22 protein-coding genes and 4 tRNA genes are annotated in these 21,548 nt (G+C 43.1%); all 26 read left to right on the forward strand.

The window, feature by feature from the left end; translation table 11 throughout:
- Positions 1 to 147: 147 nt before the first annotated feature.
- The 26 genes from D0X99_RS03675 to rplP all read left to right on the forward strand — a co-directional run bounded on the left by D0X99_RS03675 (position 148) and on the right by rplP (position 21,543).
- Positions 148 to 233: transfer RNA gene (locus tag D0X99_RS03675), tRNA-Tyr, on the forward strand.
- Between the two features lie 67 nt (positions 234 to 300).
- Positions 301 to 373, forward strand: a tRNA-Gly gene (locus D0X99_RS03680).
- Positions 374 to 400: 27 nt separating this feature from the next.
- A tRNA-Thr gene (locus D0X99_RS03685) sits at positions 401 to 472 on the forward strand.
- Between the two features lie 57 nt (positions 473 to 529).
- A complete protein-coding gene (tuf, locus tag D0X99_RS03690; protein WP_119476273.1) occupies positions 530 to 1,717 on the forward strand; it encodes an elongation factor Tu in 1,188 nt (395 codons plus the stop codon).
- A gap of 110 nt (positions 1,718 to 1,827) precedes the next feature.
- Positions 1,828 to 1,898: transfer RNA gene (locus D0X99_RS03695), tRNA-Trp, on the forward strand.
- Between the two features lie 17 nt (positions 1,899 to 1,915).
- Positions 1,916 to 2,104 carry a preprotein translocase subunit SecE gene (gene secE, locus D0X99_RS03700; protein WP_119476274.1) on the forward strand — a complete coding sequence of 63 codons (189 nt, stop codon included), beginning with the start codon at positions 1,916 to 1,918 and terminating at the stop codon, positions 2,102 to 2,104.
- A gap of 13 nt (positions 2,105 to 2,117) precedes the next feature.
- Positions 2,118 to 2,675 (forward strand): transcription termination/antitermination protein NusG, encoded by a 558-nt coding sequence (gene nusG, locus D0X99_RS03705; protein WP_119476275.1) that lies wholly within the window; start codon positions 2,118 to 2,120, stop codon positions 2,673 to 2,675.
- 3 nt (positions 2,676 to 2,678) lie between these two features.
- Positions 2,679 to 3,122 (forward strand): 50S ribosomal protein L11, encoded by a 444-nt coding sequence (gene rplK / locus D0X99_RS03710; protein ID WP_119476276.1) that lies wholly within the window; start codon positions 2,679 to 2,681, stop codon positions 3,120 to 3,122.
- Between the two features lie 10 nt (positions 3,123 to 3,132).
- Positions 3,133 to 3,831: a 50S ribosomal protein L1 gene (gene rplA, locus D0X99_RS03715; RefSeq protein ID WP_119476277.1), complete on the forward strand. Its 699-nt coding sequence runs from the start codon at positions 3,133 to 3,135 to the stop codon at positions 3,829 to 3,831.
- Between the two features lie 2 nt (positions 3,832 to 3,833).
- Complete coding sequence (gene rplJ / locus D0X99_RS03720; protein WP_119476278.1) at positions 3,834 to 4,376, forward strand: 50S ribosomal protein L10; 543 nt, start codon at positions 3,834 to 3,836, stop codon at positions 4,374 to 4,376.
- A 40-nt stretch (positions 4,377 to 4,416) separates the two neighbouring features.
- Positions 4,417 to 4,800, forward strand: coding sequence for a 50S ribosomal protein L7/L12 (gene rplL, locus D0X99_RS03725; RefSeq protein ID WP_119476279.1), 384 nt, complete (start codon positions 4,417 to 4,419; stop codon positions 4,798 to 4,800).
- Between the two features lie 155 nt (positions 4,801 to 4,955).
- Positions 4,956 to 8,831, forward strand: a complete 3,876-nt coding sequence (gene rpoB, locus D0X99_RS03730; RefSeq protein ID WP_119476280.1) for a DNA-directed RNA polymerase subunit beta — start codon at positions 4,956 to 4,958, stop codon at positions 8,829 to 8,831.
- Between the two features lie 47 nt (positions 8,832 to 8,878).
- Positions 8,879 to 13,192 (forward strand): DNA-directed RNA polymerase subunit beta', encoded by a 4,314-nt coding sequence (gene rpoC / locus D0X99_RS03735; RefSeq protein WP_119476281.1) that lies wholly within the window; start codon positions 8,879 to 8,881, stop codon positions 13,190 to 13,192.
- Between the two features lie 67 nt (positions 13,193 to 13,259).
- Positions 13,260 to 13,574: a DUF3467 domain-containing protein gene (locus D0X99_RS03740; RefSeq protein ID WP_119476406.1), complete on the forward strand. Its 315-nt coding sequence runs from the start codon at positions 13,260 to 13,262 to the stop codon at positions 13,572 to 13,574.
- A 98-nt stretch (positions 13,575 to 13,672) separates the two neighbouring features.
- The gene (gene rpsL / locus D0X99_RS03745) at positions 13,673 to 14,098 is read left to right on the forward strand and encodes a 30S ribosomal protein S12 (RefSeq protein WP_119476282.1); all 426 of its coding nucleotides are present in this window, start codon (positions 13,673 to 13,675) and stop codon (positions 14,096 to 14,098) included.
- Between the two features lie 19 nt (positions 14,099 to 14,117).
- Positions 14,118 to 14,585 carry a 30S ribosomal protein S7 gene (rpsG, locus tag D0X99_RS03750; protein ID WP_119476283.1) on the forward strand — a complete coding sequence of 156 codons (468 nt, stop codon included), beginning with the start codon at positions 14,118 to 14,120 and terminating at the stop codon, positions 14,583 to 14,585.
- A 5-nt stretch (positions 14,586 to 14,590) separates the two neighbouring features.
- Positions 14,591 to 16,711, forward strand: a complete 2,121-nt coding sequence (fusA, locus tag D0X99_RS03755; protein ID WP_119476284.1) for an elongation factor G — start codon at positions 14,591 to 14,593, stop codon at positions 16,709 to 16,711.
- 11 nt (positions 16,712 to 16,722) lie between these two features.
- Positions 16,723 to 17,028: a 30S ribosomal protein S10 gene (gene rpsJ, locus D0X99_RS03760; protein WP_024284766.1), complete on the forward strand. Its 306-nt coding sequence runs from the start codon at positions 16,723 to 16,725 to the stop codon at positions 17,026 to 17,028.
- Between the two features lie 244 nt (positions 17,029 to 17,272).
- Positions 17,273 to 17,905: a 50S ribosomal protein L3 gene (gene rplC / locus D0X99_RS03765; protein WP_119476285.1), complete on the forward strand. Its 633-nt coding sequence runs from the start codon at positions 17,273 to 17,275 to the stop codon at positions 17,903 to 17,905.
- Positions 17,906 to 17,908: 3 nt separating this feature from the next.
- Positions 17,909 to 18,538, forward strand: a complete 630-nt coding sequence (gene rplD, locus D0X99_RS03770; protein ID WP_119476286.1) for a 50S ribosomal protein L4 — start codon at positions 17,909 to 17,911, stop codon at positions 18,536 to 18,538.
- 4 nt (positions 18,539 to 18,542) lie between these two features.
- Positions 18,543 to 18,830 carry a 50S ribosomal protein L23 gene (rplW, locus tag D0X99_RS03775; protein WP_119476287.1) on the forward strand — a complete coding sequence of 96 codons (288 nt, stop codon included), beginning with the start codon at positions 18,543 to 18,545 and terminating at the stop codon, positions 18,828 to 18,830.
- Between the two features lie 13 nt (positions 18,831 to 18,843).
- Positions 18,844 to 19,668 carry a 50S ribosomal protein L2 gene (gene rplB / locus D0X99_RS03780; RefSeq protein WP_119476288.1) on the forward strand — a complete coding sequence of 275 codons (825 nt, stop codon included), beginning with the start codon at positions 18,844 to 18,846 and terminating at the stop codon, positions 19,666 to 19,668.
- 2 nt (positions 19,669 to 19,670) lie between these two features.
- On the forward strand, positions 19,671 to 19,949 hold the full coding sequence (gene rpsS, locus D0X99_RS03785) for a 30S ribosomal protein S19 (protein WP_119476289.1): 279 nt from the start codon (positions 19,671 to 19,673) through the stop codon (positions 19,947 to 19,949).
- Positions 19,950 to 19,951: 2 nt separating this feature from the next.
- Positions 19,952 to 20,344 (forward strand): 50S ribosomal protein L22, encoded by a 393-nt coding sequence (rplV, locus tag D0X99_RS03790; protein ID WP_119476290.1) that lies wholly within the window; start codon positions 19,952 to 19,954, stop codon positions 20,342 to 20,344.
- 8 nt (positions 20,345 to 20,352) lie between these two features.
- On the forward strand, positions 20,353 to 21,096 hold the full coding sequence (gene rpsC, locus D0X99_RS03795; RefSeq protein ID WP_119476291.1) for a 30S ribosomal protein S3: 744 nt from the start codon (positions 20,353 to 20,355) through the stop codon (positions 21,094 to 21,096).
- A 27-nt stretch (positions 21,097 to 21,123) separates the two neighbouring features.
- On the forward strand, positions 21,124 to 21,543 hold the full coding sequence (rplP, locus tag D0X99_RS03800; RefSeq protein WP_119476292.1) for a 50S ribosomal protein L16: 420 nt from the start codon (positions 21,124 to 21,126) through the stop codon (positions 21,541 to 21,543).
- Positions 21,544 to 21,548 lie beyond the last annotated feature (5 nt).

Below are 21,548 nucleotides of genomic sequence, written 5' to 3' on the forward strand. Positions count from 1 at the left end.
AATCGGTTGATTTTTAAACCATTGAATTAGCCCAAGAGAAAAAGTTTTCAAATTTGGAAGCCATCCTTTGATACTTTGGTAAAAGGCTATAATTTTGCCATCCGTTAAGGTCATAAGGGGTCAAAACTTTCTGGTTTTAGCGCAGTTGGGGGAATACCAAAGCGGCCAACTGGGACGGACTGTAAATCCGTTGACTTATGTCTTCACAGGTTCGAATCCTGTTTCCCCCACCAAGTTGCCTGAATGTAAAATTTTTTTCTAGTTTTGCAGGGCGAAAAATATCCGGTACGCCGGTAACAAGCGGGAGTAGCTCAGTTGGTAGAGCGGCAGCCTTCCAAGCTGCAGGTCGCGGGTTCGAGCCTCGTCTCCCGCTCTGTGCTTACAGAGCACAATGGGTTAAGCCGACGTAGCTCAGGGGTAGAGTACTTCCTTGGTAAGGAAGGGGTCACGGGTTCAATTCCCGTCGTTGGCTCAATACAGAAATTATTATCTAAACATATCTTTAAACTTAAACTGAGGATTTTCACGCATGGCAAAAGCAACCTTCGACCGTTCCAAGCCGCACGTTAACATCGGTACGATTGGACACGTAGACCATGGCAAAACAACCCTGACTGCCGCCATCACTACCGTATTGGCTAAAAAAGGTCTTTCTGAATTGAGAGATTTCTCTTCTATTGATAACGCACCTGAAGAGAAAGAAAGAGGTATTACTATTAATACTTCTCACGTAGAATATCAAACTGAAAAGAGACACTACGCTCACGTAGACTGTCCTGGTCACGCTGACTACGTTAAAAACATGGTTACTGGTGCTGCTCAGATGGACGGTGCTATCCTAGTAGTAGCTGCAACTGATGGTCCAATGCCTCAAACTAGAGAGCACATCCTTTTGGCTCGTCAGGTAGGTGTACCTCAGCTTGTTGTTTTCTTGAACAAAGTTGACATGGTTGACGACCCTGAATTGCTTGAGCTTGTTGAAATGGAAGTAAGAGAATTGCTTTCTTTCTATGAGTTTGACGGTGACAATATTCCAGTAATCGCTGGTTCTGCACTTGGTGCTTTGAACGGTGAAGAAAAGTGGGTAGCTACCGTAATGCAATTGATGGATGCCGTTGATTCTTACATTCCTCTTCCAGAGCGTCTTATCGACAAGGATTTCTTGATGCCTGTTGAAGATGTATTCTCTATCACTGGCCGTGGTACAGTTGCTACAGGCCGTATCGAAAGAGGTGTTATCAACTCTGGTGAACCAGTTGAAATCATCGGTATGGGTGCTGAAGGACTTAAGTCTACCGTAACTGGTGTTGAAATGTTCAGAAAAATCCTTGACAGAGGTGAAGCTGGTGATAACGTTGGTTTGTTGTTGAGAGGTATTGAAAAATCTCAGATCAAGCGCGGTATGATCATCTGTAAGCCAGGTTCTGTGAAGCCTCACGCTCACTTCAAAGCTGAAGTTTACGTACTTTCTAAAGAAGAAGGTGGACGTCACACTCCATTCTTCAACAAGTACAGACCTCAGTTTTATTTGAGAACCACTGACGTAACTGGTGAAATCAAACTTCCTGCTAACGTTGAAATGGTTATGCCAGGTGATAACGTAACCATCGAAGTTAACTTGTTGTCTGCAGTAGCATTGGAGAAAGGTTTGAGATTCGCTATCCGTGAAGGTGGCCGTACAGTAGGTGCCGGTCAGGTTACCGAAATTCTTGACTAATCATTCAAATAATAAGCAAGCGATGCGATCCCAGATTATTTTGGGATCGCATTTGTTTCTAAAGACATTATTACTAATTTTGCGTTCCCATTTGCGGGGCGTTAATTCACACGGGCATAGTTCAATGGCAGAATAGCGGTCTCCAAAACCGTTGATGGGAGTTCGAATCTCTCTGCCCGTGCAGCAAGTAAGTAGACTATGAATCTTAAAAACTTTGTCCTGGAGTCTTACGACGAAATGAAAAACAAGGTCACTTGGCCTAAGTTTTCTTTTCTTCAAAATAGTGCCGTATTGGTGTTGGTAGCTTCCTTGATCTTTGCCCTGTTTATTGGTGTCGTTGATCTGGGATTTGAAAACGTCATGACATGGTTTTATGATTTATTCTAATTGACATTACAGAATGGCTGAACATAAGTGGTACGTACTCAGAGTAGTAGCAGGACAGGAAAAGAAGACCAAGACCTATCTGGATAATGAAATTCATAGACAGAAGATTGGGGAATATATTCCTGAAGTGTTGATTCCTTCTGAGAAAGTATATGAGATGCGGAACGGTAAAAAACGTGTTCGGGAGAGAAATTTCTTCCCTGGATATGTTTTAGTTAACGCTGATCTTTCCAATGGTGAGGCCAATCACGTAATTACGAGTATCCCGGGTGTTATCGGTTTTCTTGGATCAAACCAGGGGGGAGCTTCCAAAACCCCTGAGCCATTACGACAGTCAGAAGTCAACCGTATCTTAGGTAAGGTTGAAGAGATTGATGAGTTTGCCGAGAAGCAAGATACCCCATTTATAGTCGGAGAGGCCGTTAAGGTAATGGACGGACCCTTCAGTGGATTTACCGGGACAATTGAGGAGATATTTGAGGAAAAGAAGAAGCTTAATGTTATGGTTAAGATCTTCGGCCGAAATACTCCAGTAGAGTTAAATTTTATACAAGTAGAAAAACAAGACTAAGCAATGGCTAAGGAAATCACTGGTTATGTAAAACTACAAGTGAAAGGTGGCCAGGCTAACCCGTCGCCTCCGGTAGGACCGGCTCTTGGTTCCAAGGGCTTGAACATCATGGAGTTCTGTAAGCAGTTCAATGCGCGTACCCAAGACAAAATGGGTACTGTGCTTCCTGTACTGATTACGGTTTATTCCGATAAAACTTTTGATTTCGTGGTAAAAACTCCTCCGGCTGCAAATATGCTGTTGGAAGCTGCCAAGATCAAGAGTGGTTCGGCTGAACCAAATAGAAAGAAAGTAGGATCTGTTACCTGGGATCAGGTAAGAGTGATTGCTGAGACGAAAATGCCTGACCTTAATGCTTTCAAAGTAGAATCTGCCATGAAAATGGTAGCTGGTACTGCACGAAGCATGGGTATCACTGTATCTGGTAAAGCCCCATGGGAAGTATAAATAAACAACAATGGCTAAGTTAACAAAAAAGCAAAAAGAAGCTCTTTCTAAGTACGACGCAAGCCAAATGTACTCCCTGGAGGCAGCTTCTTCACTGGTTAAGGAAATTACCATGACTAAGTTTGACGCTTCCGTAGATGTTGACGTTCGTTTGGGCGTCGATCCACGTAAAGCTGATCAAATGGTAAGAGGTGTTGTTGCACTTCCTCATGGTACTGGCAAAGACATCAAAGTATTGGTGCTTTGTACTCCTGATAAAGCAGCAGAAGCTACCGAAGCAGGTGCAGACTACGTAGGTTTGGACGATTACATTGCCAAAATCGAAGGCGGATGGACTGACGTTGATGTCATCATCACGATGCCTAACGTAATGGCAAAAGTAGGTAGGTTAGGTAGAGTGTTAGGTCCTCGTGGCTTGATGCCAAATCCTAAATCTGGAACCGTTACCCTTGATGTGGGTAAAGCTGTAAGAGAAGTTAAAGCTGGTAAAATCGACTTTAAAGTTGATAAGTTTGGAATTATCCATGCCGGTGTTGGTAAGGTTTCCTTCTCTCCTGAACAAATTCAGGAAAATGTGAAAGAACTGATCATGACGATCTCTAAGTTGAAGCCATCTTCTTCTAAGGGTACATATTTCAAAAGTATTCATTTGTCAAGCACAATGTCTCCGGGTATTGCTGTAGACAAGGGTAGCATTCAAGGTATTTAATCATGACTAGAGACGAAAAGAAAGTTATAATCGACAGTCTGACTGAGAAGCTGAAGGAAAGCCCTTTCTTCTACATCACAGATGCTTCGGGATTTTCGGTAGCTGAAGTGAACGCGTTCAGAAGAACTTGTTTCGAAAGAGGTGTTGAGTACAAAGTGTACAAGAATACCTTGATCGCAAAAGCTCTTGAAAATCTGGATGCAGACTACTCCAAATTGGTGAGTGGTGCATTGAAAGGGTTCTCTGGAATTATTTTCTCAAAAGAGACTAGTAACCTTCCAGCAAAAGTATTGCTGGATTTCAGAAAGAAACAAGGTAAAAAAGAGTATAGACCAGTTTTCAAAGGAGCAGGTATCGATTCAGATGTAATTCTGGGCGAGAACAATCTTGAAATGCTGTCTAACCTCAAGTCTAAGCAAGAATTGCTGGGTGATCTGATTGGATTGCTTCAGTCTCCTGCTAAAAATCTCGTGTCTGCATTGCAGTCAGGTCAAAATAACATCACTGGTGTATTGAAGACGCTTGCCGACCGAGAAGCAAAATAATCTTATCAAATCATTCAAAAACAATTAAATAATTAATACAATGGCAGATCTTACACAACTTGCAGAACAGTTGGTAAACTTGACTGTAAAAGAAGTTAAAGAATTGACAGATATCCTTAAGGATCAGTACGGCATTGAGCCTGCTGCAGCTGGTGCTGTAGTAGTTGCTGGTGGTGGTGCTGGTGCTGCTGAGGCTCCTGCTGAAGAAGAAAAGACTTCTTTTGACGTAATCCTTAAAGCTGCTGGTGCTCAGAAGCTTGCAGTAGTTAAATTGGTGAAAGAATTGACAGGTCTTGGCTTGAAAGAGGCAAAAGATCTTGTTGACGCTGCTCCAAAGGCTCTGAAAGAAGGAGTTGCTAAGGACGAAGCTGAAGCGCTTAAGAAGTCTCTTGAAGAGGCTGGTGCTGAAGTAGAGATCAAATAATTTGCTGATTCCGTGCCTTTAGGTTCGGAATTAGCTCAAAGACCTGACTAAACAAGTCAGGTCTTTTCCTGTTTATGCGCAGGTATAAAATTGCATTATTCTAAGCGATAATTGTCGCATTCCGTTATTTCAATTCACTATAAACATACACTACCTTGGCTATCAAGAATCAAACCGAAAGGAAAAGTTTCTCCTCCATTAAGGTGGTCAAAGACTATCCCGATTTTCTCGATATTCAGCTGCAGTCTTTTAAAGACTTTTTTCAGTTGGATACTCCTGCGGAAAAACGCCGGGCAGATGGGTTATTTAAAGTTTTTGCTGAAAACTTCCCCATTAGTGATTCCAGAGAGAATTTCACTCTTGAATTCATCGACTATGCAGTAGATCCACCAAAGTACAGTGTGGAAGAATGTATAGATCGTGGTTTGACCTATTCTGTTCCGTTAAAGGCAAAGTTGAGATTGCTTTGTCACGATGAAGACAATGAGGATTTCGAAACCATCGAACAAGAGGTATTCCTTGGCAACCTACCATACATGACCGAAAAAGGGTCTTTTGTAATCAATGGTGCAGAGCGTGTTATTGTATCTCAGTTGCACCGATCACCTGGTGTATTCTTTGCGCAAAGCAAGCATACAAATGGTACCAAGCTATATTCTGCCAGAATTATTCCTTTCAAAGGTTCTTGGATTGAGTTTGCTACAGACATCAACAATGTCATGTATGCTTACATTGACCGGAAGAAGAAGTTTCCAGTTACCACACTTTTGAGAGCCATTGGTTATGGTTCTGATAAGGATATCCTTGATCTCTTTGGTCTTTCTGAAGAGGTTCCTGCTACTAAAAATGCTTTGAAAAAAGCTGCAGGGCGTAAACTGGCGGCAAGGGTTTTGAGAACTTGGGTAGAAGATTTCGTTGATGAAGATACCGGTGAGGTAGTTTCTATTGATCGAAATGAAGTATTGCTTGAGCGGGATACCGTTCTTACAGAAGAAGACATCGAAATGATTTTGGATTCAGGTTCCAAGTCCATCATTCTCCATAGAGAAGATGTGAACGTGGCTGACTTCTCTATCATCTATAATACCCTTCAAAAAGATAACTCCAACTCTGAAAAAGAGGCGGTTGAAGTGATCTATCGTCAACTTAGAAACACGGAAGCTCCAGATGAAGCAACCGCCCGCGAAGTAATTCAAAGCTTGTTCTTTTCAGACAAGCGTTATGATCTTGGCGAAGTTGGACGTTACAGAATCAACAAAAAATTAGGTTTATCTATCGAGCCCGATAAGATTGTATTGACCAAGGAGGATATTATTTCCATCGTGAAATACCTTATTGGTTTGATCAATTCTAAAGCTGTGGTCGATGATATTGACCACTTGTCCAACAGACGAGTTAGAACCGTTGGGGAGCAACTTTATAGCCAGTTTGGTGTAGGTTTGGCCAGAATGGCCAGAACTATCCGTGAGAGAATGAACGTGCGTGACAATGAAGACTTCAAACCGGTCGATTTGATTAATGCACGAACCCTTTCTTCAGTTATTAACTCTTTCTTCGGAACCAATCAGCTTTCTCAGTTCATGGACCAGACTAATCCTCTGGCCGAGCTGACTCACAAAAGAAGACTTTCTGCCTTAGGACCAGGTGGTCTTTCCAGAGAGAGAGCAGGATTCGAAGTTCGAGACGTTCACTACACACACTATGGCCGTCTTTGTACAATTGAAACTCCAGAAGGTCCAAACATTGGGTTGATTTCTTCTCTTTGTGTTCACGCAAAAGTGAATTCAATGGGCTTCCTTGAAACGCCATACCGTAAGGTAGAAAATGGAAAAGTGGGAATGAAGCCGGAGGAAATCGTATTCCTGACAGCTGAAGAAGAAGACAATCACAACATTGCCCAAGCTAATGCTCGACTTGAAGCAGATGGCACTTTCTTTAATGAGAAGGTAAAGGCACGATTTGAAGGTGATTTCCCAGTACTAGATCCTAGTGAGATTTCTTACATGGACGTAGCTCCAAACCAAATCGTATCTGTTGCGGCTTCCTTGATTCCTTTCTTGGAACATGATGATGCTAACCGTGCCCTAATGGGGTCCAACATGCAGCGTCAGGCAGTTCCATTGTTGAAAGCAGAAGCCCCAATCGTGGGAACAGGCTTGGAAGGAAAGGCAGCTATCGACTCTAGAGCCCTGATTATTGCAGAGGCAAATGGTGTGGTAGAATATGTTGATGCGAAAAAAATCACCATTAAATACGATCTGACTTCAGATGAATTGTTGGTGAATTTCACAGATGAATACAAAACTTACGATCTGATCAAGTTTAGAAGAACCAACCAAGATACCACGATCAATTTAACTCCTTTGGTTTTGAAAGGCCAGAAGGTATCAAAAGGTCAGGTTCTTGTGGAAGGGTATTCTACCAATAAAGGAGAGCTTGCTTTAGGTAAAAATCTCAAAGTGGCCTACATGCCATGGCAAGGATATAACTTCGAAGATGCGATTGTAATTTCCGAGCGAGTGGTTCGTGAAGATATCTTCACTTCAATTCACGTTGAAGAATTCCAATTGGAAGTTCGTGACACCAAGCGTGGTGAAGAAGAACTTACTTCTGAAATTCCAAATGTTTCTGAAGAGGCTGTTAAGCACCTTGACGAAAACGGAATCATCCGAATTGGAGCTGAAGTAAAAGAAGGGGACATCATTATCGGTAAGATCACTCCTAAAGGTGAGACTGATCCAACTCCTGAGGAAAAACTCTTGAGAGCAATCTTTGGTGACAAGGCTGGTGATGTGAAAGATGCTTCTTTGAAAGCTTCTCCATCCTTGAACGGTGTGGTGATTGAAACCAAACTATTCTCAAGACCTAAGAAAGACAAAGATAACCGAGCTAAGTCAAAGGCTGAAGTTGAAAAATTGAAGGCGAAATATTCAAAGGATCTCCTTGGAATTAGAGCCAGAATGATCAACAAGCTTGTGACATTGCTTGATGGCAAAACTTCTCAGGGAGTGAAGCACAAATTTGGTGATGAGATCATCAGCAAAGGAATGAAGTTTAACTTGAAGAACATCGAGAATAACCTCTTCCCTGCTAAGAACCCTTACAGAGACGAGTCCAATTACAATGTTCCAGAGGAAGCAAACTTGATTTCTGATATCATCTTGGATGACTGGACAGAGGATGCACATACCAATGCATTGATTGTTCAGTTGGTGAAAAATTACACCAATTCCAGAAATGAGATTTCTGGTCGATTCAAGCGTGACAGATTTACACTTGAGGTTGGTGATGAATTGCCAGCAGGTATTGTTCAGCTGGCCAAAGTTTACATCGCTAAGAAGCGTAAGCTGAAAGTGGGTGATAAAATGGCCGGTCGTCACGGAAACAAAGGTATCGTTGCTCGTATCGTTAGAGACGAGGATATGCCTTTCTTGGAAGACGGAACCCCAATGGATATCGTTTTGAACCCACTTGGTGTACCTTCTCGAATGAACATCGGACAGATTTTCGAAACGGTATTGGCTTGGGCAGGACAGCGAATGGGTAAGAAATATGCAACTCCAATTTTCGATGGTGCTTCTTTGGAAGAAGTATCTGCAGAATTGGAAGCAGCAGGTGTGCCGCCTTATGGCAGAACTTATCTGTATGATGGTCTTTCCGGAAACAGATTTGACCAGCCTGTAACAGTAGGTGTTGCTTACATGCTGAAACTTGGTCACTTGGTTGATGATAAAATGCACGCCCGTTCAATTGGTCCATACTCGCTCATTACTCAGCAGCCGCTGGGTGGTAAGGCACAGTTTGGTGGTCAGCGATTCGGAGAGATGGAAGTGTGGGCACTGGAAGCATTCGGTGCATCTCACGTACTTCAGGAAATCCTGACTGTAAAGTCTGATGACGTAATCGGTAGAGCGAAAGCCTATGAAGCGATCGTGAAGGGAGAAAACCTTCCTAAGCCTAACATCCCTGAATCATTCAATGTATTGGTTCACGAGTTGAGAGGTTTGGCTCTTGAAATTACACTGGATTAATTAGGCTCATAGGGCGAGTAATCGCCCTTAACATATCTCAAAAAATTATGTCGTTTAGAAAAAATAAAAAACTCAACAACGATTTTTCCAGAGTTACCATCAGCTTGGCTTCTCCAGAATCTATTCTGGACAGTTCAAATGGTGAAGTAACTCAGCCGGAGACCATCAACTACAGGACATACAAACCAGAAATGGGCGGTTTGTTCTGCGAGAGAATCTTTGGTCCTGTGAAAGACTGGGAATGTCATTGCGGTAAATACAAGCGAATCAGATATAAAGGCATCATCTGCGACCGTTGCGGAGTGGAAGTGACTGAGAAAAAAGTACGCCGTGAGCGTATGGGACACATCGAATTGGTGGTTCCTGTAGCGCACATTTGGTACTTCAAATCTCTTCCAAACAAAATCGGATACCTGCTTGGTCTTCCTACCAAGAAATTGGATCAGATTGTTTACTATGAGCGATATGTCGTAGTACAAGCCGGTATCAAAGCTGAAGAAGGTGTGCAGTACCTCGACTTCCTTACTGAAGACGAATACCTCGACATCATGGATAAGCTTCCAAAGGAAAACCACATGCTGGACGATGCTGATCCAAACAAATTCATCGCCAAGATGGGTGCTGAAGCCTTGGAAATGCTGTTAGCAAGATTGGACCTTGATGATCTTTCTTATTCACTTCGCCACCAAGCCGCTACCGACACTTCTCAGCAGCGTAAAGCTGAAGCGTTGAAGCGTTTGAAAGTAGTAGAAGCGTTCCGTGATGCAAGAACTCGTATAGAAAACCGTCCAGAGTGGATGGTGGTAAGAATGGTTCCTGTTATTCCACCGGAATTGCGTCCATTGGTTCCTTTGGATGGAGGTCGTTTTGCGACTTCTGATTTGAATGACCTGTATAGAAGAGTAATCATCAGAAATAACCGTTTGAAGCGATTGATTGATATCAAAGCTCCTGAGGTGATTTTGAGAAACGAAAAGAGAATGTTGCAGGAAGCTGTGGATTCACTTTTTGATAACTCCAGAAAAGTAAATGCAGTAAGATCAGACGGTAACCGTGCGTTGAAATCCCTTTCCGACATGTTGAAAGGTAAGCAGGGCCGTTTCCGTCAAAACTTGCTCGGTAAGCGAGTGGACTACTCCGGTCGATCTGTAATCGTCGTAGGTCCTGAGCTCAAACTGCACGAGTGTGGTCTTCCTAAAAATATGGCGGCGGAACTTTTCAAACCTTTTATCATCAGAAAACTGATCGAAAGAGGTATTGTAAAGACTGTAAAATCAGCCAAAAAAATCGTGGATCGTAAAGATCCTGTGGTGTGGGATATTTTGGAAAACGTATTGAAAGGACATCCAGTTCTTCTCAACCGAGCCCCAACTCTTCACAGATTGGGTATCCAGGCTTTCCAGCCAAAGCTGATTGAAGGAAAAGCGATCCAGCTTCACCCATTGGTGTGTACTGCATTCAACGCCGACTTTGACGGTGACCAGATGGCGGTTCACGTTCCGCTTGGCCACGAGGCAATCTTGGAAGCTTCCACGCTGATGCTTTCTGCTCACAATATCTTGAACCCAGCCAACGGTGCTCCAATCACTGTACCTTCTCAGGACATGGTTTTGGGTCTTTATTATGTGACCAAAGGCAAAAAGTCAACTCCTGAGGAGAAAGTTGCCGGTGAAGGCATGACTTTCTACAGTCAGGAAGAAGTAATCATTGCATTGAACGAAGGCAAAATCTCCAAGCATGCACACATCAAGTGTAAAGTAAAGGTGAGGACTTCCGAAGGTGAGATCAAAGAACAAATCATCGAAACTGTTGCCGGTCGTTTGATTTTCAATCAATTCGTTCCTGAGGAAGTAGGCTATGTAAACGAACTTTTGACTAAGAAAAAACTCCAGCAGATCATCGCTGAGGTGGTGAAGGTTTGCGGAATTGCCCGTACGGCCCAGTTCTTGGATGATATCAAGCATCTTGGATTCCAGATGGCTTACCAAGGTGGCCTGTCAATGGGTCTGAATGATGTAATCATTCCGGAAGAAAAAGAGCCGATGATCGCCAAGGCAAAAGAGGAAGTTGACCAAGTATGGAACAACTACCTTATGGGTCTGATCACGGATAATGAGCGTTATAATCAAGTAATCGATATTTGGACTCGTACCAACTCTCATTTGACCAACAATCTGATGAAGAAGATGGAAGAGGACAAGCAGGGTTTCAATGCCATCTACATGATGATGCACTCAGGAGCCCGTGGTTCCCGAGAGCAAATCCGTCAGCTGGGTGGTATGAGAGGGTTGATGGCTAAGCCACAGAAAAACCTTCAGGGTTCTGTAGGTGAAATCATCGAAAACCCAATCCTTTCCAACTTCAAAGAAGGTCTGGACGTATTGGAGTACTTCATCTCTACACACGGTGCTCGTAAAGGTCTTGCTGATACGGCTTTGAAAACAGCCGATGCGGGTTACTTGACCCGTCGTTTGGTGGACGTAGCTCAGGATATGATCGTGACCGAAGAGGATTGTGGTACTTTGAGAGGTCTGGTAGTTCAGCCTTTGAAAGACAACGATGAAATCGTTGAGCCACTTTCTGAAAGAATCCTGGGTCGTGTATCAGTACATGACGTTTATGATCCTATTACAGATAAATTGATTATCCCAGCGGGTGTTGAAATCGGAGACGAAGTTGCCAAGCTGGTTGATGAGTCTGCTATCGAAGAGGTGGAAATCAGATCTGTGTTGACTTGTGAAACCAGAAGAGGTGTCTGCGCAAAATGTTACGGAAGAAACTTGGCTACCGGTAAAATGGTACAGGCTGGTGAATCTGTTGGTGTTATTGCTGCACAGTCCATCGGTGAACCGGGAACTCAGTTGACTTTGAGAACCTTCCACGTAGGTGGTACAGCTTCCAACATGGCAGTAGACGCTTCCATCAATGCTAAGTTTGACGGTGTAATTGAATTCGAAGAAGAATTGAGATTCATTGAAACGACCAATAAAGATGGTGAAGCAATTACTATTGTAATGGGACGTTCGGGTGAAATCAAAATCAACGAAGCAAAAACCGGTAAAACCTTAGTGTCCAACCACGTTCCTTATGGTGCGTTGTTGAATGTGAAGGATGGTCAGAAAATCTCCAAAGGACAGTCTCTCTGCACTTGGGATCCATACAACGCGGTAATCCTTTCTGAATTTGACGGTAAAGTTGAATTCGAGGCGATCGTAGAAGGGATCACATATAAAGAAGTGGCCGATGATCAGACTGGTTTCCGTGAAAAAGTAATCATTGAAACCAAGGATAGAACTAAGAACCCTGCGATCGTCATTAATTATGGTGGCGAAACCAAGGCATACAATATTCCTGTTGGTGCTCACCTAGCTGTTGAAGCTGGAGACAAAGTTAAGGCTGGTCAAATCCTGGTTAAAATTCCAAGATCTGTGGGTAAGACTCGAGACATCACCGGTGGTCTTCCACGAGTTACTGAATTGTTCGAGGCACGTAACCCATCCAACCCGGCTGTGGTTTCTGAAATTGACGGTGTTGTTACCTATGGAGGAATCAAGCGCGGTAACAGAGAAATCGTTATTGAATCAAAAGATGGCGTGATCAAGAAGTACATGGTATCTCTTTCCAAGCACATTTTGGTTCAGGAAAATGACTTCATCCGTGCAGGTGAGCCGTTATCAGATGGAGCGATCACTCCAAATGATATCCTTTCCATTAAAGGACCAACTGCAGTACAGGAATACTTAGTAAACGAGATTCAGGAAGTTTACAGACTTCAGGGTGTAAAAATCAACGATAAGCACATTGAGGTAATCGTATCTCAGATGATGCAGAAAGTTGAAATTCTGGATGCGGGGGATACGAACTTCCTACAAGGTCAAATCGTGGATAAGTGGGCATTCCGTGAGGAAAACGACAATATCCTGGATAAGAAAGTGGTCATGGATGCTGGTGATTCATCTACCTTGAAGCCAGGTATGATCATTTCTGCAAGAAGATTGAGAGACGAAAACTCCAGCTTAAAGCGTAAGGATTTGAAACTTGTTCAAGTTCGTGATGCTGAGACAGCTGTTTCTGCTCCTACTTTGCAAGGAATCACTGCTGCCTCTTTAGGTACAGAAAGCTTTATCTCGGCAGCTTCCTTCCAGGAAACTACCAAGGTTCTTTCCGAAGCTGCCATCAGAGGTAAGCGAGACGAATTGTTGGGCTTGAAAGAAAACGTAATCGTAGGTCACCTGATTCCAGCCGGTACCGGACAGAGAAGATTGCAAAATCTTATTGTAGGTTCTCAGGAAGAATACGACAAGCTTTCTGAAAATATGGAAAGAACTTCCGCTAGAAGATCTAGCGAAGCCATTCTTTAATCAAGTTAGAATTAGAACACGAAAGGCCTGTATGTTGTGTACAGGCCTTTTTTTAATCCCAAAAAACATGGAAGACAACAAAAGACAAGATCAACAGATAAACATCGAGCTTTCTGAAGAAGTGGCAGAAGGTACCTATTCCAATTTGGCCATGATCGCGCATTCCAATTCCGAATTTGTAATTGATTTCATCCGGTTGATGCCGGGAGTACCAAAGGCAAAAGTAAAGTCAAGAATTATCGTGACTCCGGATCATGCAAAAAGATTGCTTGCGGCCTTGAAGGATAACATCGAAAAATATGAAGCTGCATTCGGAAAAATCAACCAAGGAGGCGGTTCTCCTTCTTTTCCGATTTCCTTTGGTAAGCCGGGGGAGGCATAGTAAAAATATAACTGCTTAATTTTGTTACTCTTATTTGATTCTTTACCTTTGCAGTCCAAAATTTAACAGTTTACAGGAAAACTAAATTTTATCAGTTAATGCCTACTATTCAACAACTAGTAAGAAAAGGTAGAAATACACTGGAGATCAAATCAAAATCTAGAGCATTGGATGCATGTCCACAGCGAAGAGGGGTTTGTACTAGGGTATATACTACGACCCCTAAGAAACCTAACTCTGCGATGAGAAAGGTGGCTAGGGTGAGATTGACGAACGGAAAAGAAGTGAATGCTTACATTCCGGGTGAAGGTCACAATTTGCAAGAGCACTCTATTGTATTGATCAGAGGTGGTCGTGTGAAAGATCTTCCAGGTGTGAGATATCACATCATCCGAGGTGCATTGGATACTGCAGGAGTAAAAGACCGTAAGCAAGGTCGCTCCAAGTACGGTGCTAAAAGACCGAAAGCTGGTAAAGGTGCTCCAGCAGCTCCGACCAAAGGTGCTCCGGCAAAAAAGAAATAATAAAAAACATTAAAAAGAAATGAGAAAAGCGAAACCAAAGAAGAGATATATTCTTCCAGACCCAAAGTTTAATGACACTTTGGTGACCAAGTTTGTAAACTGTCTGATGGTCGATGGGAAGAAGAGTATTGCTTACAACATTTTCTACGATGCAGTAGCAAAGGTAGAATCCAAAGTAGGTGAGAATGGTCTTGAAGTTTGGAAAAAAGCGCTTAACAATATTGCTCCATCCGTTGAGGTGAAGAGTCGTAGAGTTGGTGGTGCTACGTTCCAGGTTCCTATGGAAGTCAGACCTGAAAGAAAAATGTCACTTGGTATCAAGTGGATGATCGCCTATGCTCGTAAAAGAGGTGAGAAGACCATGATGGACCGATTGGCAGGCGAAATCATCGCAGCAGCAAAAGGCGAAGGAGCCGCTGTGAAGAAGAAAGATGATACGCACAGAATGGCCGAAGCCAACAAAGCATTCTCCCACTTTAGATTTTAATTAGGATGGCAAGAGATTTAAGATTCACCAGAAACATCGGTATCGCTGCGCATATTGACGCCGGAAAGACGACAACTACTGAGCGTATTCTTTACTATTCCGGTAAGTCACATAAAATTGGTGAAGTGCATGAAGGTGCTGCTACCATGGACTGGATGGCGCAAGAGCAAGAAAGAGGTATTACTATCACTTCTGCTGCAACTACCGTTTTCTGGAATTACAGAAGCAACCAATATCAAATCAACATCATCGATACTCCTGGACACGTTGACTTTACCGTAGAGGTAAACCGCTCCTTGAGAATCCTTGATGGACTTGTTTTCCTGTTCAGTGCTGTGGATGGTGTTGAGCCACAGTCTGAAACCAACTGGCGATTAGCTGATAATTATAAAGTGGCCCGTATCGGTTTCGTTAACAAAATGGACCGTGCTGGCGCAAATTTTCTGGAAGTTTGTAAGCAAGTAAAGGAAATGCTCGGATCTTATGCCGTGCCTTTGCAGCTTCCAATCGGTGCAGAAGATAAATTCCGTGGTGTTGTTGATTTGATCAACAACCGTGGAATCATTTGGAACGAAAATGACATGGGTATGACCTATGAAGTAGTTCCAATCCCTGAAGATATGGTAGAGGAAGCAGCTCAATACAGAGAGTATCTGTTGGAGGCTGTTGCTGACTACGATGAGTCTTTGATGGAGAAATTTTTCGATGATCCAAATTCCATTACTGAAGCCGAAATTTTGAAGGCATTAAGAGCAGCAACTATCGACATGAAAATTGTACCGATGGTTTGTGGTTCTTCTTTCAAAAACAAAGGTGTTCAAACCATGCTTGACTTGGTTATGGAATTGCTTCCTTCTCCATTGGACAAGGACGATATCGTTGCCCATTCTTTGGATGATGAGGATGTTGAAGTAGCTATTGCTCCTGACGAAAAGGAACCATTCACTGGTTTGGCTTTCAAAATCGCAACTGATCCGTTTGTTGGTCGTCTATGCTTTGTTAGAGCTTATTCTGGTGTTTTGGAGTCCGGTTCATACGTTTTCAACAGCCGTTCAGGCAACAAGGAGCGTATCTCCCGAGTATTCCAGATGCACGCAAACAAGCAAAACCAAATCGAAAGATTGGTAGCGGGTGACATTGGAGCTGTAGTAGGTTTCAAAGACATCAAGACAGGAGATACACTTTGCGACGAAAAGCGCAAGGTAGTTCTGGAATCCATGGTGTTCCCTGAGCCTGTTATCGGATATGCAATTGAGCCAAAAACTCAAGCTGACGTGGATAAACTTGGAATGGCGATCGCAAAACTGGTAGAAGAAGATCCAACACTTCAGGTAAATACTGACCATGAAACTGGTCAGACGATCCTAAGAGGTATGGGTGAACTTCACCTGGAAATTATCATCGACCGTCTGAAGAGAGAATTCAAAGTTGAAATCAATCAAGGAGCTCCTCAGGTTGCTTACAAAGAAGCTTTGTTTGGTTCTGTTGAGCACAAAGAAGTTTACAAGAAGCAGACTGGTGGTAAAGGTAAATTCGCTGATATCGTGTTCGAATTGGGTCCTAAGGATCCCGACCCGGAAACTGGCGAGATCAAGCCAGGTCTTGACTTTGTCAATGGCATCGTAGGAGGTGTGATTCCAAAAGAATTTATCCAGCCCGTTCAGAAAGGCTTCCAAGAGGCAATGAAGAATGGACCATTGGCAGGTTATCCAATCGAAGCTATGAAGGTGAGATTATTCCACGGTTCATATCACGATGTGGATTCCGATGCGCTTTCATTTGAATTAGCTGCTAGAATTGGTTTCAAAGAAGCTGCTAAAAAGTGTAAGCCACAGTTGCTTGAGCCAATTATGGCTGTTGACGTGGTGACTCCGGATGAATATACCGGACCAATCACAGGTGACTTGAACAGAAGAAGAGGTTTGATGAAAGGTATGGATACCAAGGGTACCTCTACCGTAGTCAAAGCTAGCGTTCCTTTGTCTGAGTTGTTCGGATATGTGACTGATTTGAGAACAATCACTTCAGGTAGAGCGACTGCTTCTTTGACATTCTCTCACTATGAGCCTGTTCCTAATAACATAGCTGAAGCGGTAATTGCTAAAGTAAAAGGTGAAAAAGCCTAATCTTCAAGAAAATGAACCAGAAAATCAGAATAAAACTAAAATCATACGATCATAGCCTGGTGGATAAGTCATCAGAGAAGATCGTGAAGGCTGTAAAAGCCACTGGCGCAGTAGTAGTTGGACCTATTCCTTTGCCGACTAAAAAGGAGAAATTCACTGTGTTGAAATCTCCACACGTAAACAAGAAAGCCAGAGATCAGTACCAGTTGTGTACTTACAAAAGACTGGTAGATATCTACTCAAATTCTTCGAAAACCGTGGATGCTTTGATGAAAATCGAGCTTCCAAGTGGAGTGGATGTAGAAATCAAGGTCTGACAGAACCTTAATTCAATAGCAAAAGGCCTGCAATCACTGCAGGTCTTTTGTTTTTTCAACTCTAAGGAAAATTGGATTTGACAGGTAATCCTTCAAAAGTTCCCTTCTGTTTCAATTTATTTCTAATTGTTTGAAAATATTAGAGTTGGGATTTGCTGCCAAATATTATTTCAGTAACTTTGCAGTCCTTAAAAAGGGCCCAAGTGTGTAATCACTTGTGGATTATCAAATTATCTTATTCAAGATGTCTGGTATTATAGGTAAAAAAGTAGGAATGACTAGCATTTTCAGTGCCGATGGACGTAACGTCGCATGCACGCTAATAGAAGCTGGTCCTTGCGTAGTGACGCAAGTAAAAAACGTTGAAACAGACGGGTACAACGCAGTGCAGTTGGCATTCGGCGAGCGTAAGGAGAAAAATACTCCCAAGCCGCTGATCGGTCATTTTAAAAAGGCCGGTACTACGCCAAAGCAGAAAGTTGTTGAATTCCGTGACTTCAGGGCCGAGTTTGAAGGTCAAGTGGAGCTCGGAAAGACGGTAAGTGCAGGAGAGGTTTTCGTAGAAGGTGACTTCGTAGATGCCATCGGTACTTCAAAAGGTAAAGGCTTCCAAGGTGTTGTGAAGCGTCACGGTTTTGGTGGTGTGGGTGGTCAAACTCACGGTCAGCACAACAGACAGAGACACCCAGGTTCCATTGGTGCATGTTCATGGCCATCCAGAGTTTTCAAAGGAATGAGAATGGCCGGCAGAACAGGTGGTGACAGAGTGAAAGTGATCAACCTTCGCGTGTTGAAAGTTTACCCTGAGCAAAACCTTCTTTTGGTTTCTGGTTCAGTACCTGGTCCTAAAAACTCTTTCGTAATTCTTGAGAAATAAGCCATGGAATTAGCAGTAATCAATCATAAAGGACAAGATACAGGTAGAAAGGTGACTCTTTCTGACGAAATCTTCGCGATCGAACCTAACGATAACGCAATCTACTTGGATGTGAAGCAGTATCTGGCTAACCAGAGACAAGGCACTCACAAATCAAAAGAAAGAAACGAAGTAGCAGGTTCTACTAAAAAGATCAAAAAGCAAAAAGGTACCGGTGGTGCTCGTGCAGGATCTTTGAAGGCGCCTAACTTCCGTGGTGGAGGTAGAGTATTTGGCCCTAGGCCAAGAGACTACTCTTTCAAACTCAATAAAAAAGTAAAACAGTTGGCTCGTAAGTCAGCACTTTCTTATAAAGTGATTGAAAACAGCCTGGTTGTATTGGAGGATCTTTCTTTCGAGGCTCCAAAGACCAAAAACTACATCGCGCTTTTGAGCGGACTTTCTCTTTCTGACAAGAAGACCCTTTTGGTTCTTCCAGAGGAAAACAAGAACGTGTTTTTGTCAAGCAGAAACCTTCCTAAGGCGAAAGTAGTGACTGTAAATGATGTAAATACTTACCAACTCCTAAATGCTGACCACTTGGTATTGTGCGAAGGATCTGTAAGTAAATTGGAAACCATTTTATCGAAATAAGACAATGGATATTCTAAAGCAGCCTTTGATTACAGAAAAGGTCTCCGCTGGCAACGAGAAAGGTACCTACGGTTTTATCGTGGAGAAAACCGCTGACAAGACGCAGATCAAAAATACTGTTGAGAAAAAGTATGGGGTAAAGGTGGTATCTATTCGTACCATGAGATATGCTGCGAAGCATAAAACCCGCTATACCAAGAATAAGATCGTATCAGGCTTCACCAATGCTTACAAAAAGGCAATCGTGCAAGTAGCTGATGGTGAGGTAATTGATTTTTACGGAGAAATTTAATTGAATCAATATCATGGCAATTAAAAAGTTGAAGCCTGTTACTCCAGGAACAAGATTCAGAGTGGCTCCTGCTTTTGACGAGATTACTAAGTCAAAGCCGGAAAAATCACTTCTTGCTCCTATCAAGAAATCAGGCGGTAGAAATAATACAGGCAAAATGACTGCCCGATACATCGGTGGTGGTCATAAAAGAAGACTCAGAATTGTAGACTTCAAGAGAAACAAGTTTGGAGTACCGGCTACCGTAAAGGCAATCGAATACGATCCAAACAGAACAGCACGTCTTGCCCTGCTTTACTACGCAGATGGTGCTAAGGCCTATATTATCGCTCCGGAAGGTTTGCAAGTAGGGCAAACAGTGATTTCCGGTGAGCAAGTTGCTCCAGAAGTGGGCAACGCCATGCCAATGGCTAATATCCCAATGGGTACTATTGTACACAATGTGGAATTAAAGCCAGGTAAAGGAGGAGCAATGGCCAGAAGTGCCGGTGGATATGCACAGATCGTTGCGCGTGATGCGAAATACGTAACTGTAAAGCTGCCTTCTGGTGAGATGAGACTCGTTTTGGGTGCTTGTATGGCTACAGTTGGTACTGTATCCAACGGTGACCATATGAACGTGGTGCTAGGTAAAGCTGGAAGAAAGAGATGGCTTGGAATCAGACCTCGTACAAGAGGTGTGGCAATGAACCCTGTTGATCACCCAATGGGTGGTGGTGAAGGCCGTTCTTCAGGTGGTCATCCAAGATCCCGTAAAGGTCTCCTTTCAAAAGGTAAGAAAACCAGAGCGCCTAAGAAGTATTCAAACAAGTTCATCATCAGCAAAAGATCTAAATAATTATGGCACGTTCATTAAAAAAAGGTCCTTATATCGAGCACCACTTGGTGAAGAAAGTAGATGCCATGAACGAGTCAGGCAAGAAATCTGTCATCAAGACTTGGTCAAGAAAATCAATGATTTCTCCGGATTTCGTAGGACATACCTTCGCTGTGCATAACGGCAACAAGTTTATCCCTGTTTTTGTAACCGACAACATGGTAGGTCATAAGCTAGGAGAATTTGCGCCAACTAGAAACTTCCGCGGTCACATTGCTAAAAAAGACAAAGGAAAGAGATAATCATGGAAGCAATAGCAAGATTAAAAAACGTTCCTACTTCCCCGCGCAAAATGCGCCTTGTGGCTGATCTCGTAAGAGGTAAGAGAGTAGGCTTGGCCCTCAGCATTTTGAAATTTACTCCTAACCATGGAGCAATGAAATTGGAGAAACTTCTCCTTTCAGCTGTGGCTAACTGGCAGGCTAAAAATCCTGATGCAAAGCTTGAAGAAGCTGATCTTTACATCAAAACCATTATGGTTGACGAAGGAAGATCACTGAAGAGACTAAGACCTGCTCCCCAGGGACGCGGTCATAGAATCCGTAAAAGATCCAATCATGTAACCCTTGTAGTTGATGCGTTCATCGCTGGAGACGTTACCGCTGATGTAGTACAAACTAACGAAAAGGCAAATTAAGAAAGACTATGGGACAAAAGATTAACCCAATAGGATTTAGACTTGGTGTAGTCAAAGGCTGGGATTCCAACTGGTATGGTGGGAAAGATTTTGCCGAAAAACTGTACGAAGATCAGCAGATCCGTAAATATGTCCTTGCCAGAATCCCTAAAGGTGGTATTGCCAAAGTGATCATTGAGCGTACGCTTAAGAGAATCACCTTGACTATCCATACTGCCCGTCCGGGTGTAGTGATTGGTAAAGGCGGAGCCGAAGTAGACAAGCTGAAAGAAGAGCTTAAGAAGATCACCAACAAGGATATTCAAATCAATATCTTTGAGATTAAGCGTCCTGAATTGGATGCTAAATTGGTAGGTGAGTCTATCGCACAGCAGCTTCAGGCTAGAATTTCCTTCCGAAGAGCAATGAAGCAAGCCATTGCAGCATCCATGAGAGTGGGAGCTGAAGGAATCAAAGTTAAACTTTCTGGTCGTTTGGGTGGTGCCGAAATGGCCCGCTCTGAAATGTACAAAGAGGGAAGAATTCCTCTTCACACCTTGAGAGCAGACATCGATTACGCACTTTCTGAAGCACTTACTGTGTACGGAATCATCGGAATCAAAGTATGGATCTTCAAAGGTGAGGTGTACGGAAAAAGAGACCTTTCTCCAAACCAAGGAGCTGCGAATGAGCCAAAAGGCCAGCGTACTCCAAGCCCTAAAGGCGGTCGGAATGAGAGAGACAACGGTCCAAGACGCAGAAATAAGAAATAACTATTTTCACCGAATAAGTGAGAAATCATGTTACAGCCGAAAAGAACGAAATTTAGGAAAATGCACAAGGGCCGTGTCAAAGGCCTTGCTACAAGAGGCGCAGAGCTCTCTTTTGGTAACTTTGGCATCAAATCCCTTGAGCCAGGATGGATTACTTCTCGCCAGATCGAGGCAGCACGTATTGCCATGACAAGAGCTATGAAGAGAGAAGGTCAGGTTTGGATCAGGATTTTCCCTGACAAGCCGATCACCAAAAAGCCCGCAGAGGTTCGTATGGGTAAAGGTAAAGGTGCTCCTGAATATTGGGTTGCCGTTATCAAGCCAGGTACAATCCTTTTCGAAGCTACAGGCGTGAGCCTGGAGATTGCTCAGGATGCGTTGAGACTTGCGCAGCAGAAGCTACCCGTAAGTACAAGATTTATTGTTCGTAGAGATTACGCAGAATAATCAGA

Origin of the sequence: Algoriphagus lacus (assembly GCF_003583985.1) — a bacterium.
Classification (GTDB): domain Bacteria; phylum Bacteroidota; class Bacteroidia; order Cytophagales; family Cyclobacteriaceae; genus Algoriphagus; species Algoriphagus lacus.

Excerpts from the sequence above, each read along its gene's own strand:
- rplW (WP_119476287.1), top strand. The coding sequence starts at position 18,543 with ATGGATATTCTAAAGCAGCCTTTGATTACAGAAAAGGTCTCCGCTGGC.
- D0X99_RS03740 (WP_119476406.1), top strand. The coding sequence starts at position 13,260 with ATGGAAGACAACAAAAGACAAGATCAACAGATAAACATCGAGCTTTCT.
- rplD (WP_119476286.1), top strand. The coding sequence starts at position 17,909 with ATGGAATTAGCAGTAATCAATCATAAAGGACAAGATACAGGTAGAAAG.
- fusA (WP_119476284.1), top strand. The coding sequence starts at position 14,591 with ATGGCAAGAGATTTAAGATTCACCAGAAACATCGGTATCGCTGCGCAT.
- rpsL (WP_119476282.1), top strand. The coding sequence starts at position 13,673 with ATGCCTACTATTCAACAACTAGTAAGAAAAGGTAGAAATACACTGGAG.
- rplV (WP_119476290.1), top strand. The coding sequence starts at position 19,952 with ATGGAAGCAATAGCAAGATTAAAAAACGTTCCTACTTCCCCGCGCAAA.
- secE (WP_119476274.1), top strand. The coding sequence starts at position 1,916 with ATGAATCTTAAAAACTTTGTCCTGGAGTCTTACGACGAAATGAAAAAC.
- rpoC (WP_119476281.1), top strand. The coding sequence starts at position 8,879 with ATGTCGTTTAGAAAAAATAAAAAACTCAACAACGATTTTTCCAGAGTT.
- rplA (WP_119476277.1), top strand. The coding sequence starts at position 3,133 with ATGGCTAAGTTAACAAAAAAGCAAAAAGAAGCTCTTTCTAAGTACGAC.
- rpsS (WP_119476289.1), top strand. The coding sequence starts at position 19,671 with ATGGCACGTTCATTAAAAAAAGGTCCTTATATCGAGCACCACTTGGTG.
- rplP (WP_119476292.1), top strand. The coding sequence starts at position 21,124 with ATGTTACAGCCGAAAAGAACGAAATTTAGGAAAATGCACAAGGGCCGT.
- rplC (WP_119476285.1), top strand. The coding sequence starts at position 17,273 with ATGTCTGGTATTATAGGTAAAAAAGTAGGAATGACTAGCATTTTCAGT.
- rplL (WP_119476279.1), top strand. The coding sequence starts at position 4,417 with ATGGCAGATCTTACACAACTTGCAGAACAGTTGGTAAACTTGACTGTA.
- rpsC (WP_119476291.1), top strand. The coding sequence starts at position 20,353 with ATGGGACAAAAGATTAACCCAATAGGATTTAGACTTGGTGTAGTCAAA.
- tuf (WP_119476273.1), top strand. The coding sequence starts at position 530 with ATGGCAAAAGCAACCTTCGACCGTTCCAAGCCGCACGTTAACATCGGT.
- rplJ (WP_119476278.1), top strand. The coding sequence starts at position 3,834 with ATGACTAGAGACGAAAAGAAAGTTATAATCGACAGTCTGACTGAGAAG.
- rpsG (WP_119476283.1), top strand. The coding sequence starts at position 14,118 with ATGAGAAAAGCGAAACCAAAGAAGAGATATATTCTTCCAGACCCAAAG.
- rplB (WP_119476288.1), top strand. The coding sequence starts at position 18,844 with ATGGCAATTAAAAAGTTGAAGCCTGTTACTCCAGGAACAAGATTCAGA.
- nusG (WP_119476275.1), top strand. The coding sequence starts at position 2,118 with ATGGCTGAACATAAGTGGTACGTACTCAGAGTAGTAGCAGGACAGGAA.
- rpsJ (WP_024284766.1), top strand. The coding sequence starts at position 16,723 with ATGAACCAGAAAATCAGAATAAAACTAAAATCATACGATCATAGCCTG.
- rplK (WP_119476276.1), top strand. The coding sequence starts at position 2,679 with ATGGCTAAGGAAATCACTGGTTATGTAAAACTACAAGTGAAAGGTGGC.